11 protein-coding genes are annotated in these 14,744 nt (G+C 44.4%); 1 reads left to right on the forward strand and 10 read right to left on the reverse strand.

From position 1 onward, the window contains the following. Positions 1-33 precede the first annotated feature (33 nt). The 10 genes from BLT32_RS08775 to BLT32_RS08825 form a co-directional block, all read right to left on the reverse strand. Positions 34-492 (reverse strand): hypothetical protein, encoded by a 459-nt coding sequence (locus BLT32_RS08775; protein ID WP_053954055.1) that lies wholly within the window; start codon positions 490-492, stop codon positions 34-36. A 27-nt stretch (positions 493-519) separates the two neighbouring features. Further along, the gene (locus BLT32_RS08780; protein WP_053954056.1) at positions 520-891 is read right to left on the reverse strand and encodes a hypothetical protein; all 372 of its coding nucleotides are present in this window, start codon (positions 889-891) and stop codon (positions 520-522) included. Positions 892-948: 57 nt separating this feature from the next. Beyond that, positions 949-1,287: a P-II family nitrogen regulator gene (locus BLT32_RS08785; protein ID WP_034818190.1), complete on the reverse strand. Its 339-nt coding sequence runs from the start codon at positions 1,285-1,287 to the stop codon at positions 949-951. Positions 1,288-1,380: 93 nt separating this feature from the next. Further along, a complete protein-coding gene (locus tag BLT32_RS08790; RefSeq protein ID WP_129496592.1) occupies positions 1,381-1,758 on the reverse strand; it encodes a hypothetical protein in 378 nt (125 codons plus the stop codon). Positions 1,759-1,857: 99 nt separating this feature from the next. Then, positions 1,858-4,983 carry an efflux RND transporter permease subunit gene (locus tag BLT32_RS08795; protein WP_053954058.1) on the reverse strand — a complete coding sequence of 1,042 codons (3,126 nt, stop codon included), beginning with the start codon at positions 4,981-4,983 and terminating at the stop codon, positions 1,858-1,860. Then, a complete protein-coding gene (locus BLT32_RS08800) occupies positions 4,976-6,502 on the reverse strand; it encodes an efflux RND transporter periplasmic adaptor subunit (protein WP_053954059.1) in 1,527 nt (508 codons plus the stop codon). The genes BLT32_RS08795 and BLT32_RS08800 overlap by 8 nt, the downstream gene beginning before the upstream one ends. A gap of 1 nt (position 6,503) precedes the next feature. Then, a complete protein-coding gene (locus tag BLT32_RS08805; RefSeq protein ID WP_074668952.1) occupies positions 6,504-7,793 on the reverse strand; it encodes a TolC family protein in 1,290 nt (429 codons plus the stop codon). Between the two features lie 659 nt (positions 7,794-8,452). Then, positions 8,453-10,087 carry a 2Fe-2S iron-sulfur cluster-binding protein gene (locus tag BLT32_RS08815; RefSeq protein WP_235443994.1) on the reverse strand — a complete coding sequence of 545 codons (1,635 nt, stop codon included), beginning with the start codon at positions 10,085-10,087 and terminating at the stop codon, positions 8,453-8,455. An 8-nt stretch (positions 10,088-10,095) separates the two neighbouring features. Then, entirely contained in the window at positions 10,096-10,827 is a 732-nt protein-coding gene (locus tag BLT32_RS08820; RefSeq protein WP_006956236.1) for a membrane protein, read from the reverse strand. A 66-nt stretch (positions 10,828-10,893) separates the two neighbouring features. Then, positions 10,894-13,599, reverse strand: a complete 2,706-nt coding sequence (locus BLT32_RS08825; RefSeq protein WP_053954062.1) for a TonB-dependent receptor — start codon at positions 13,597-13,599, stop codon at positions 10,894-10,896. Positions 13,600-13,987: 388 nt separating this feature from the next. Here BLT32_RS08825 and BLT32_RS08830 point away from each other — a divergent pair, with 388 nt between their 5' ends. Next, positions 13,988-14,734, forward strand: coding sequence for a MauE/DoxX family redox-associated membrane protein (locus tag BLT32_RS08830; protein ID WP_053954063.1), 747 nt, complete (start codon positions 13,988-13,990; stop codon positions 14,732-14,734). Positions 14,735-14,744: the final 10 nt, after the last annotated feature.

Consider the following 14,744-nt stretch of genomic DNA (forward strand, 5'->3'; position numbering starts at 1 on the left):
CCCACAAAGTACCAACGATAAAATTTTCACTAACTACATATCCGAAAATCGGTTCGCAGTTTGCACCATTCGTTTAATTTCATTTTCTTCAACGTTTTTTACTGTTTCTAACAGCTCTTTTGCGCTGTCTATATCAACACGGGAATATAGGTGTTCATACAACTCAATGACTTGCTCATGATGGTTTACAATGTTCTCCATAATGTGATCAGTATCTAACTCTTTAAAAGGCGAATCGCAGTGCCCATGCTCAACGATGGGATGTTTCCCAATATAGTCATAACACCAAGTGTCTAATGCATTTAGGTTGGCTGTATTCAAAAAACCTTCAACCATTCGCTCTAAGCTAGCTTCATGACCCGACACGTAGCTTAGAATCATCCGAGCTCGTTCATCTTGGTTTTGTTTAGAGCAGTGAGTCACACACTCCTTCAGGTTTTTGTGGAAATCAACGGTCCAACTCAGTACATCTTTGATTGTTTCTATTTGCATTTTTTACTCCTTACCTATAATTAATTGTTACTTTCGTTTGCTTTTGGTACGTGGCGGGCTTCTGTGGCAACTCCACGGTGTATGCTCTGCATTATCTTTAATATTTTGATCAATAAATTTGTAGTATTCCTCTTTCAAGTGAGTCCACCAGCCACTATTTATTTCAACACCAAATATTCCGAGCTTTTCCTCTATCATAGTCAGATCGACTTTAGAGGCATCATAAGCGACCGATAACAAGTTCTGGTCAGAGTCGTAGGCAACGCTATCAAGACCAACCAAGCGATCGATTTCGTTAATCGCTTCGCGAACTTTTTTCACACTCTCAGTGTTTAGCTTTAACGTGCGCTTGACTAAGTTAATTTCCCGCACTCCGGCTCTATGATCGTTAGTTGACATCAGTACTGTCCTATTTATTAAAACTACCAATATGCTTCAGTCGACGTTGCCGCGATATTAACGTTGTAACGAGAGTTCTTTATCAGTCGCTGCTCGTTTGTCGTGAACCCAAAGCAATTCATCTATTGGCGAGATACAGACTAAGCCCTCGTTAGATACCCCGGTATGGGCCGCTTCAACTACCAAAAACGCAACGTCACGCGCGTCATCACTGTTCACATAAACTTCGAGCTGTACGTGCTCAACTAAGTGATCATCGTTATAACTATCGAAGTAATAGCCTCGACCTCGAACAGGAAACAATGTAAAGCCGCTAACGCCACACCCAACCAGAGTCTCCTCCACTGCGTCTTGCCGAAGTTGATCAAAAATAGCGGTGATTTTAGATAGGTTCATATATTCTCCTACAAGCCTTAAGTCACTTAACTTAAGAGCTCTATCTAGCATGATTAAATTTCGAAAAAAGTTTTAATTGAAATTCAGCAGGAGCTATTTCGGAGGATAAAAAATATCAAAAGACATTTGCTTAACATTCCCTTCATATGAAAGAGGATGCTGCAAGTAACCAATTGACTTTATTGGTAAATTGAACGGAATTAATACTAAAGGTGAGCTTGCAGAGTTGCACTCCGCATCCATTAAACATGTATCAGCAGAGTCAGTTAAACAATAACAGCACGTTTTACTGGCAGGTTGTTCGTCGTCATCACAATGAATGTTGCTTTTTCTCTCGTTTGCAACATCTGCCTGATTAACGTTGATTACGTGCTCTGCGCTGGAGGCAGTATTATGGACAGGAGCAGCTGGGAAGGATAGTTGAATCACTATTCCTAGCATAAGCACAACTAAAAATTTTGTTTGAGCCATATGTGTGTCCCCAATCCCGAATTTTAACCTAGCATACTTGTTAGCGCACATCATTGATCAAGATCAATGATGTGCGTCTCTTAACTAAAATAATTGGTCTTATACACGCTTAACCTTTTGCCCACGCCACAAGTAGTAAACAGCAGGTAATACGAGCAAGGTTAAGATAACAGCGCTGATCATTCCTCCAACCATTGGCGCCGCTATTCTACTAACCACCTCAGCCCCAGTCCCTGTACTAAACATTATAGGCAATAAACCAGCAATTGTAGAAACGGCCGTCATCATGACGGGGCGAACACGAAGTCCAGCCCCTTCCATTACGGCAAGAGAGAGACCGTCTTTCGTTAATGCTTTACCATGCTCTAACTGACTTTTTTCATATTCATTATAGGACTGGTTTAGGTAAGTCAGCATTAGTATTCCTATTTCTACAGTGACACCTGCTAGAGCTATAAAACCAACCGCTACAGCAACTGAGAAATTATAATCTAAAAGATACATTAGCCAGATTGACCCCACCAATGCGAGAGGCAAAGTTCCCAATATAATGGCTATTTCTGTAGCGTTTCGAAAGTTCATATATAAAAGAACGATAATAATCGCGAGCGTTAACGGAATCACGTAAGTCAGTTTTTCCTTTGCCCTTTCCATATATTCGTACTGCCCGGACCAGGTAACTGAATACCCTGCTGGCAACTCGAGTTCTTGTTCTACAACCTTCATTGCTTTTTCAACATAAGTGCCGACATCAACGCCCTCAATGTCGACAAAAGTCCAGCCATTAAGTCTTGCGTTTTCGCTTTTAATTGCCGGCGGTCCAAGTTCAACGTAGACATCAGCCACATCCGCCAAACTAATACGCTGCCCGTTTGGCGTAACTAAAGGTAGCTTCTTTAATTCTTCCGGCGAATCACGGTAATCTTGAGGGTAGCGCAAGTTTATTGGGTAACGTTCAAGCCCTTCAATGGTCTCTGAAACATTCATTCCACCAATAGCCGTGGCAACGACCTGCTGCACATCCTCAATGTTCAAGCCATAACGTGCAGCCTGCTCTCTTTCTATGTCAACTTTGACATAGCGTCCACCTGCCACTCGCTCTGAATAAACAGAAGCCGTACCATCGACATCATCAAGTATTGCTTCAAGCTGCTGCCCTATCGTCTGAATTTCATTAAGATCGGCTCCGGCAACTTTTATACCTACCGGCGTTTTGATACCTGTCGATAGCATATCAATGCGAGTTTTAATGGGGTAAACCCACGCATTGGTCAGCCCCGGAAACTTTACAAGCGCATCCAGTTCTTTTTTCAACTTCTCAGTGGTCATACCGTCTCTCCACTGATCTTTCGGTTTCAGTTGAATAAAGGTTTCAATCATCGTTAGGGGTGCCGGATCAGTGGCGGTATCCGCTCGACCAATTTTGCCAAAAACCGTCTTCACTTCCGGTACCGTTTTTATGAGCTTGTCGGTTTGCTGCAACAGCTCCCTTGCTTTACCAATTGATAATCCGGGATAGGTAGTGGGCATATACATCAAATCGCCCTCATCCAAATCTGGAATAAATTCACTACCAATTTTGTCAATCGGCCAGACACCAACGGCCAGGATAACAAGCGCTCCGACAACTGCTGTCTTGGGGTATTTCAAAATGCCTTTTAAAAGCGGTTTATACCCGGCGATCAATAACCGATTAAGCGGGTTTTTCCCCTCAGGTGTTACCTTTCCTCTGATAAAATATCCCATCAACACGGGGATAACGGTAACCGCTAAGGCTGCACTGGCTGCCATTGCGTAAGTTTTCGTGAAAGCAAGCGGAGAAAACATCCGCCCTTCCTGGGCTTCTAAGGTAAATACCGGCATAAAGCTGACGGTAATAATGAGCAAGCTAAAGAAAAGAGCAGGGCCCACCTCTGAAGCAGAGGCGGCAACCACCCGCCAGCGGTTCTCTGCTGTCAGTGGCGTTTTTTCCATATGCTTATGCATATTTTCAATCATGACGATGGCACCATCGAGCATAGCGCCAATAGCGATTGCGATCCCTCCAAGTGACATAATATTCGCGTTAATTCCTTGCCAATACATGACAATAAACGCGGTTAAAATACCCAAAGGCAAGCTGATAACGGCAACCAGCGAGGAGCGGACATGGAAGAGAAATATCACACAGATAAACGCGACAATAGCGAGTTCTTCTATTAAACTTTTCCAGAGACTTTCCACGGCATCCGAGATAAGCCCCGAACGATCATAGACAGTGACTATATCGACACCTTCTGGTAGCCCAGACTTTAATTCTTCCAACTTTTGTTTAACGCCATCAATCGTTTTTTGGGCATTTTCTCCGAAACGCATTACCACAATACCACCCACGGCTTCTCCCTCACCGTTGAGTTCGGCGATACCGCGTCTCATTTGGGGGCCCACACCCACATCAGCAACGTCTTTAAGCAATAATGGCGTGCCATTTTCATCAACGCCAAGCGGGATACTCTCTAAGTCTGACACACCATCAATATAGCCTGAGGCCCGGACCATATACTCAGCTTCCGCCATTTCAACCACCGACGCCCCCACTTCCTGATTACCTCGCTGGATAGCATTTTGTATGTGAGCAAGAGGAATATCGAATGCGCGCAGCTTCTCCGGATCCACTTTCACCTGGTACTGCTTTACCATCCCGCCGAGGGCGGCAACTTCCGAAACCCCCTCGACCGTTTGCAGTTCATACTTTAAAAACCAATCCTGCATACTGCGTAACTCACTCAAATTGTGGTTACCCGTACGATCAACCAAGGCATACAAATACACCCAACCAACCCCTGTTGCATCAGGGCCTAATTGCGGTCTTGCATTAGAAGGCAGTGTCGGAGCAACCTGAGACAAATATTCCAGTACTCGCGAACGCGCCCAGTAAGCGTCTGTATCTTCGTCAAAAATGACATACACATAGGAGTCGCCGAAAAACGAATATCCACGGACGGTTTTAGCGCCGGGGACAGACAGCATAGCGGTTGTTAATGGATAGGTTACTTGATCTTCTACCACCTGCGGCGCTTGACCCGGATAGCTGGTTTTAATGATCACCTGGACATCCGACAAGTCCGGCAGTGCGTCTACGGGCGTATTCTTAACCGCAAAAGCACCAACACCCACGAGGATTAATGTCGCCAGAAGAACGAAAAAACGGTTACTCACTGACCATCGAATGACTGACTTAATCATGGTTATGCTCCTGCTCTGTCACTTGTTTTTGCTCAGGAATATGAATCGATGTGAGCTGGTACTGTTGCTTCCCGACTTGCGTTATTTCCGCATGCAAGGATAACCCCGTGCTAAGCTGAGAAAGTTCAACATCCGAAGCAACATCGAAGTCCATCGTCATTGCAGGCCAGTCCCATTCAGAAATCTCACCGTGCTCCAGCGTAACCATCGAGTGCTGAGGCATAACATTTTTAACGGTTGCTTCAACCCAGACAGCTTGAGCTGCTGCGTCACTTGACATACTGCCATGGCTCTCGTTATCAGCATCAGTGTCATGTTGCATGCGCTTAAAGTCAGAGGATTTACTGGACTCAGAATCAATCAAAAACTGAGCTGAAGTAACGATGTCATCACCTGCCATAAGACCCGATAAAATTTCAACTCGCGAGCTCCCTAACCGCCCAACGTCAACATTAACTGATTTAAATTTCCCATCACCCAGTGCCAGTACAACTCGGTTCGAACCACCCATTCGGATAAGCGCTTCTTTAGGGATGATTAAGTTTTTATCGCCTAAACCAGCCTTAATGTTAAGATTCGCAAACATGCCCGGTTTTAAAAAACCATCTGGGTTGTCGAAGTGAATTCGAACTTGTCCCGTCCGAGTTTTAGGGTTAAGTGACGGATAGACATAATCAACCTTTCCTTGCCACTCTTTACCTGGAGCATACTCAAGGTTCATTTGAACGTCATTGCCTACCTCAACCTGGTTCAATTGCCGCTCAAAGACTTCTGCAATAACCCAAATTTTATCCAGTTGAGCAATGGTCATTAAATTCATACTCGGCGTTACAAACGCACCTTCACGCACAGTCAGTCTATCCAATACCCCGGACTGCTTTGCTTTTACCGTGATTGTTTTCTGAATTTTACGAGTTTCTTTTAACTTCTTAATCTCAGATTCAGAGACTTGCAGAGCTCTTAAGCGTTCTTCAGCAGCATCTAGTAGAACCTGATTACCTCGCTGCGAGGCTAGTACAAGCTCCTCTTGAGCATTAACCATTTCCGGTGAGTAAATACTGTATAACGGTTGGCCTGCTTTAACAGAGTTACCGACCGCTTTTACAAAAAGGTTTTCAATCCAACCTTCAACACGAGGACTTACTGTTAATACTCGGTCCTCATCAAACTGAACATAGCCAACTGTTTCGATATCTAGGTTGAGTCTCGAGGACGTGACGGTTGCAGTTGTAACCCCAAGGTTATTAATAACGTCGGGATCAATTCTCACCGTACCAGGTGAACTCTCTTCTGCATCATCGCCATAGTAAGGAATAAGGTCCATCCCCATTGGAGACTTTCCTGGTTTGTCTCGGCGATAATTGGGATCCATCGGAGCCACCCAATATAACGGCTCTTTTTCTGCATTGCCCGATGAACGATCAGACACTTCAGTCGATTGCATTACATAGCCAATAGCGCCAGCGCCAACTGCAAAGCCTACAGCTAAACTTATAAGAGATTTGGTGACTGTTTTCATTTTACACTCCTGAAAGTAATAAGTAGTTTGCTTCGGCAATCAATTTTTGGCGGTTGATGGCGATTGCTAATGCATCAATTTTTGCGTCGATTTCCGCAATCTGTGACCGTACCGCCTCGGCAAAGTCGCCATCATCATTGTTGTAGGCAGTCAATGCGGCTTCAGACTGGGCGGACATTTGTGGAAGTAGCTCTTCCTGATATAGGGAAGCACGTTCATTCAAACGGTTCAGTTGTAAAAACGTACTGCGTAAATTGGCTATTAACTGCCTGGCAATCAATAACTTCTCAGTTTTTTTCGCTTCCGTTCTAAACTTTGCTGAGCGTACCTGCTTATCCTGTTTGTTATCAGTAAATAAAGGGACATCGAACGTAACCCCGGCTGACAGCAAGTTGGCACGGTCATTGCCGCTTGGATCGTCGTTTCTATGGCCATATTTCAGATTGGCTGACCATTGCGGTTTATAGCCTTGCTGAGCGAGCTCGACAGACGTCTCCGACGCCAAAATGTCTTGATCGGTCGCTTGCAAAACCGGGTGTTCTTTTATCAATTCGTACAAGGCTTGTTTCGGTATTGTCGAAGGTGATAGCAATGTCTTCTTCAGCGTAAGACTCGGAAGGTCATCCGGTAACGTTGATTTCGCTATAACACCTATCCATTCCGACAATTCGCTTTGAAGTCGCTCCTCTTTTTGTCGCAGTGACGTCAACCTATCATCCAGGCGTGTAAGCTCAAGTTGGGCTCTAACAACATCTTGCTGCCGTGCTTTTCCCTCGGTACTGGTATAACTCGCCTTAGCCGTCGACACTAACTGTTCAAAAAGCGCTCTATCCGATTCAAGCAAGCGAATACTTTGCTGAGAGAAAAAAACATCTAACCACAACTTCGTGACCGTTGTTTTGACTTTAGCAATGCGATCCGCTCTCAAAAGCGGTTGTTTTTGAGCTAATTGGTTTTTCTGCTTACGAGACAACGATAATGTGTCTCCTCTGGGAAATGCTTGTGAAACACCGACGACTAACTGGGTCATTCCTTCCTGTCTTGAACTAAAACTGTCAACCGGGAAACTGGCAGCCGTGAATGATATTTTAGGGTCAGGCAAACTGGAAGAGGCTATCGCTTCACTCGCGAATGCCTCTTGGGTTTGCTTACTTGCCGTTAACCAAGGATCTTCTTGTACAGCGATACTCACTGCTTCTTGCAAATTCAAAAGTGGCTCTTGTGCACTAACAACATTTGGCACTACTGCAGTCAGAACACCTAAATAAGCCATTCTTCTTAAAAGTTTCATATTGTTACTCTCAAAAACTGTGAATTTTTAGATTCAACACAGACCAAGCTATGAATCAGAGCGTAACGAGGACGACGATCGGCGTCGTAACAACAATGAGCGAACCAAAGCTTATAGCTGTGCTTTTACCTGAGCGATAGACGCGCCAGGATCGAGAAATCCCGTATTTTTAAGAGTGGATTGGGGGGCGGAAAAGCGAGAGTGAGTGTTTTTCTTTAATATTCGTATCTAAGAATGAGGTTGCGTTAAAAAGCAGCTTATCAACAGGCGGAACCGTCGATTGCTCAGAATAAACGACAGTAATTGACGGACTGTAACAATGTCGCATCATTGAATCAGAGCAACAATTATCGGTAAGAGAGTGCGACACTTCGCAATCAGCAAGATCACAAACCTGCTCAGTAGAATCGTGCATACAGGCCTCTTCCGTACTGATAGTTTGTGAAAATGACATTGTTGTTACTGCTAATAGCAATAGAGCAATGATTAAACGATACATGCGAAGTTCTGCTGTAAAAACATGCTTGAAGTATATATCTTTTTGCTGATAAGGATCAATCAATTAAAAGAGGTACTCATTGCGAGGTAGTCAATCCAGGTGGCGATACGACTACTATATCACCACCCAGATTTACGACTAACTTAGGCGATTTTAAAGTCTAAATACCAAAGTCATCGAACCTTACTTGTTCTCGCGGAACGCCAAAGTCAGCAAGAGACTTTAACGTTGCTTTCAGCATTGGTGGAGGACCACACACGTAAACGTCCAATGTGTTTTTGTTTTCATCTGCCAACCATTTCATTGCGGTTTCGTGCACAAAGCCAGTGTGCCCGGCCCACTCATCTGATTTAGCAACCTCTGAAAGTACCGGTATATAATTTAACCGCTCATCTCTTTCGAACTCATCCCTATAACAGAGCTCTTTTTCATATCGTGCGCCGTAAAAGAATATGCAACGACGAGGAGAATCTGCTGCTAACTCACTTTGTATTAACGCTCTTAACGGTGCAACACCGGCGCCGCCTCCGATAAAGACTTGCGTGTGATTATTTTGTTTCGTCAGCTGAAAGTCACCAAATGGTCCAATAGCATCGACATGAGCGCCAGGCTCTAAATTACACAAGTAGTTTGAACCGATGCCTGGGGGCACCCCTTCACTTGGCGAGGGCAGTTGTCGTACGTTAAACACAAATCGAGTCGGGTGAGGCCGCGTAGCAACAGAGTAATGTCGTGACAATATTTCGTTTAAGTGTGGAATACGAAACTGCATAAACTGCCCGGCTTCATAATTAACGGGCTCTGAACTCACAAAGGTAAGCTCCATAATGGATGGAGTCAGTTGACGCTTTGAATCGAGTGTTAAAGCTATATCACTAACCCCCTCATTATGTAACTTTACTTCATAATTTGTTGAGGTTCTGTGTTGGCAAGATAACCGCATCCCCGCGTCTAATTCATTGGCGCTCAATAACGCTTTTTCAGCGGCTTTAGGACTAGGTATATCGCTGCCTTGTAGTGTTACTTTACATAATCCACAAGTTCCACCTCCACCACAGCTGCTGGCAATTGGTTTCCCTTTCTGTTGAAAGTATTCTAGCCATGTTTTTTTCCGATTTGGATTAAAGTCACCGTTAGTAATATTTCGGCCTAAAAGAATTAGCCCGGATAACGAAAACCAAAGAGCGAATAACCCGGCACTCCAAATCAATAAATGATTAAAGCTTCGGCCACCAGTGTAATCCATAAAATGCAGACGAAATGCCCAGTCAGCTATTGTCCATGGTGTATTGCGATGCTCCACTACCTGAGATGAGGCTTCATCGATGTATATCCGAGTATTAAGATCATCTTTAATATCAATGCGAAACCCCGAAGCTTCCCAGCCATTCACTTCATCGCTTCCCTTGACTCTTTCAACCCTTTCAACCTGGCCCGGTCCATTGTAGCTATTCAGCGCTAGCTGAGTCGCCAAAGCTTGGTCCGTAGACCACCGTTCACCGGTATCTGCGTTGAAGTAAAGCAAACGTCCATCTGGCAGAGACACCTGATACTGACCTACCCCGGCAACACTGACCAGTTCAATGGAGTGAGCTAAGGGGAATCGTTGATGCATTTCAGTAACATCGATTTGAGGCGCTATTTTTTTAAGTGGGGGTTCAGAGTTTTTTGAGACCATATATTGGTGGCCTGACATTCCGTGATGTCCGGTTAAGCTAAAAAATAACCCACTCACTAGCCACAAAGCGACTTGAATCACTAAAACCAAACTCACCCAACGATGAAGCCATTGCATAAACCTTATCATTGAGCACCCCCAGTCGATTTTCTCTTAAACGTAATCGTATAAAAAAGCAGGACAGTGCCCGTTATCATTAAAATAAACGTACCGATAATAAAGCCCTTTAACCACCAGGTCTCGATATCCACACGCTCGTCGTAGTCCATTATGTGTAACATCCAGGCGATATCAAACCCCCGCCAAAACGTATGTCGCTTTACCAAAAGCTCCCCGGTCGTTTCAGATAAATACAGACTGGTATTACCGAAATCGTCATAATTTACCTGCCAAATCGGTAACAAAGCACCACTCACTTCTGTTGGTGGGTTATCAGTCATGTAAACGACCGATTCAATAGCGTCGGGATCCTTCGTGTAATATTGATTCGCTAACTCTTTAATGTGTTGTTCGGTTATATCAATACGCTGCAGCGACTCCGCATTAACTAAAAACGCTCCCTCGTTACTCTCTATTTTATACACCGGCTGTAACTTCTGATTCAGCCATACGCTTTTTAACGACGTTTTTCGTGTTTCTGGATAGCGGCTCAACAGGTCATTTAAGCTTGATATTTCAACACCTTTCGGTATTGGCTGGCTTATATCCTGAACTAAGTGATCACCATGAATATAATCCAAATCGAAGAACACCATGTAAGCGCCACTGATTGTCCAAATAACCATTTGCAGGCCAAAAATCAAAGATAGCCAACGATGCCAAACTCGCCAGCTACTGGAGCGTTTCTTTTGAGTCATACCCTACCTCAAATTTAATAAAAAAAAGCTGCCGCTCCCAGGGAAAAGCGACAGCCAGTCTAGTCTTTAAAAGCTGTAACGTACCTTCAGATATAACTGACGGCCTAACAAGTCATATGTCATAGTGTCAGTATTGGCGTCCGTCCAACTTTGAATATAAGGCGGTTCTTTGTCAAAAAGGTTATTAACACCGCCAGTCACGCTCAGTTTTGAATTTACGAAATAAGTTCCCTGCACGTTATGATAGAAAACACTGGGTGCTCGGGCTCCAATATCTCCCGGAGCAGCATTAATGTCATCGGCAGGTCCAATGTACTGGACGGAGTAATGTACACGCCAGTCCTGTTTCATAAAGGTTCCCGAAGCGTTTGAACGCCAATGCGTATAACTCCCTCTACCGCCAGTAATATATCCGGCATACTCAATTTCATCCGCACCAACGAAAGGCGCAAATGTGTATTCATTTAAGTAACTGACATTCCAACTAAAGTCACTTTTCCAGCCCAATAGATCCGTGTTGTAAAATAGTGCGGTGTCGATACCTGACACATTTTCAGTTGCCGCATTGGTGGGCTGAGCAGACAAAAAGTTAATATCGCCAGTTAAAGAATCTCTCGTGAAATGCTCCGGACTGCAAAATGGGTGCGATAGATTTTCTGAGTTATAGCAGACAGACAGCTTCGTTGAACCGGGAATTCTTTGGATAGCATTCTCAATATCAATATCGTAGTAATCAACCGTCAATTGTAAATTGTCCGCCGAGCCGATATCCCATACGAAACCAGCAGTGAAAGTATCTGCGTCTTCCGGTTTTAAATCTGGGTTCCCACCAACAGTGGTAAGCACTGTTGCACCAAATTGTTCATACCCTGCAGGAACGCCGTCTGCTTGACAGTTTGCCGCCACAGTTGGGTTAGCGCCGGCTTGATCCCATCCGTCACACGGGTCCGTTGTTGTCAGATTTCCTTCAGCAACACCACCGAAGAGTTCAGGTATGTTTGGAATACGAAAAGCAGTTGACTGAGTCGCCCGCACTTTCAAAGCATCCGATACACGCCAGTGAACGCTCGCTTTATAATTTCCATCACTACCAAAGGTGTCATAATCACTGTAACGATACGCTAAATCTAAATTCAACGACTGAATCAGTGGTAAGTCCGCCAGCAACGGTAAAGAAGTCTCAGCGTAAACTTCATCAACTGTATAGCTCCCTTCTATCGGGTCCGCCTGATTGGTATTCATAATGCCAGCAACAATTGATGAATCCGGGTTTCGCCAACCTTTCTCTTTTCGGTGTTCGACACCAAAAGCGACAGGAACCCATCCAGACGGCATTTCGAATAGGTCGCCGGAAATATTCGCTGTCAATGAACGCTGCTCGTTACCACCGTTGTCCGTCGTCCGAAACATAATGTAGTCCAAAGCTTCCTGAGACAGGTCTCCGTAACCCAACAAGTCAATACAGGGAATACCGTTGGAGCCACAAGTATTCGGATCTAGGCCCGCAGATAGACGCTGCATATTGACGATATTGGTCATACCGTCAATGGCGGTATTACGGCCATAGTTATAAGCAACTTCCCAATTCCAACCAGCGCCCACAACACCGCTCAACCCGACAACCGTTCTGAACGTATTAACATCTTGAAAGAACGTTCTTGGTCCACCTTCTAACAAACGACGACCTTCAAGCCGAATTGCTTCACCCGTTGGGTTTGTTGGGTGGCTGGCATCAAACTCAATACCTCTTAATGTTCCCGGCGTAGCCAGTTGATCTGACGTGCGATTATTGTACAAAACTTCAGCAAATACCGTCGCATCGGAAGACAGTTGATAATCCCCGAAAGCGGAGAAATTCCAGTTTGTAATTGGGTTAACCGAATTTAAATAAGGAAAAAATGCAAAGTTATGTTTCTCAGCGCTGTAGGGTTCATAGAAATCACCATTACCGTCAGCATCTTGACTGAAGTTAATACGATCTCCAGCATTTGGACCCGTCAATATGGTTGCTCTCCCCCCAATGGTACTTGAGCTTCCGAAGCAATCCAGTTGGCCTGGTGTTAATTCACCCAAAGCACAACCGGCTTGATCGGCCATATTAACTTCGTCTGAAGAACGATAGCCTAATGTCGCCATTATGCGACCTTTATCACTGCTGGTGCCAAAGATCATATTAACGTTGCGATCTTGACCTTCACCATCGTCTGTCGAACCTAAGCGCCCTTCGATAGTGAAGCCATCGTAGCTTTTACGGGTGATGATATTCACCACACCGGCTACAGCATCCGCACCGTATATCGCTGAAGCGCCATCTTTAAGGACCTCAATGCGCTGGATCATTTCAACCGGAATCATATTTAAGTCAACAGAACTGTTTGCGCCGGTACCGCCGTTAACAACGCGACGGCCATTCAGAAGCACAAGCGTTCGGTTAATGCCCAGTCCACGCAAATTAACTTGAGCGGTGCCATAACCGTTACCGGTCCAGTAAGCATTACTCTGGCTGCCAGCAAAACCAGCGGAGGCTGACATTCTCTGTAAAATCATCTCTACCGAAGTCATTCCTGAGACTTCTATATCTTCCGCCGTAAAAACCTGAACCGGAGCAGCACTTTCTGCTTCTATTCGCTGAATTCGCGAACCAGTCACCGTGATTTTCTCAACGTCTTCGGCTTGAGTATTATCAGATCCTGACTGTGCCCAGACTGTTGTTGTATTAAAAAGTGCCGCAGATACGCCTATAGCGACAGCAGACTTAAGTAACTTTTGCATTTTGTCACCTCGATTAGATTATAATTATTTTACTTTCCGATTAGACTTCGTACTGCCATCTAAGTTATTTATACAACTCTCAGAATAGAAACCTCAGAATTTTAGTCAAGCTAAAAACGATTAAAGTTGTATAAAAAACCCTTTAATAGCAAAGTCTATAGCAGTTGTATATTCAACTTAGAGTTATCCTCATGTATCAATAATCTTTTAAAGTAAGCTCTTCAAGATGACTAGAAAAGCTATAAAAAAAGTTGTCCACTTTTTTCAAAATGAAAATAATTTTTCATTTTTAATGAATTTTTACCCTTTTCTGATTATTGATGCTTTTAATCTTTTGCCGACTATAATGCGTACACGAATACATAACTTTTACGTAAGGAACTTGGCTATGAGTCAATCAACTAAAAAAGCCACGCTTTACAGAATGTCGACACCTGACCACCAATGCCCTTTCGGTTTAAAAACCCGGCACTTACTTAAAGCCAACGGTTACGATGTGGACGACAACCTACTGGAAAGCCGCGAGGAAACCGACATATTCAAGGAAAAACACAACGTCGATACCACTCCACAAGTGTTTATTGGTGATAAACGTATCGGTGGGTACGAGGAGGTTCGAGCCTTTCTTGGAAAGCCTCTTCCTGACCCTGACGCAACCAGTTACCGACCCGTTATTGCATTATTTACTATGACGGCACTCCTCTCTGTAGCCACGTCGTGGTTGTCTTTTGGTCGCGCATTTACCGGACAAACCATCGAGTGGTTCATCAGTTTCTCGATGGTGGTTCTGGCCTTGCTCAAACTCCAGGACGTAGAGAAATTCTCTACCATGTTTCTCAACTACGATCTTCTCGCCAAAAAATGGGTGCCTTATGGCCGTGTTTACCCCTACGCCGAAGGCTTGGCGGGTCTGTTAATGGCTGCGGAATTTGCTCACGTCATTTCCATCCCTATCGCGTTATTTATCGGCATGGTGGGCTCTGTCTCGGTGTTTAAAGCCGTTTATGTCGACAAACGCGAGCTAAAATGTGCCTGTGTCGGTGGCTCCAGTAATGTGCCGTTAGGCTTCATTTCGCTCACTGAAAACCTCATGATGGTCGCTATGGCTGTCTGGATGTTTTTTACAATGAACTAGAAAAAGAGCG

This window comes from Idiomarina zobellii (assembly GCF_900100855.1).
Classification (GTDB): domain Bacteria; phylum Pseudomonadota; class Gammaproteobacteria; order Enterobacterales; family Alteromonadaceae; genus Idiomarina; species Idiomarina zobellii.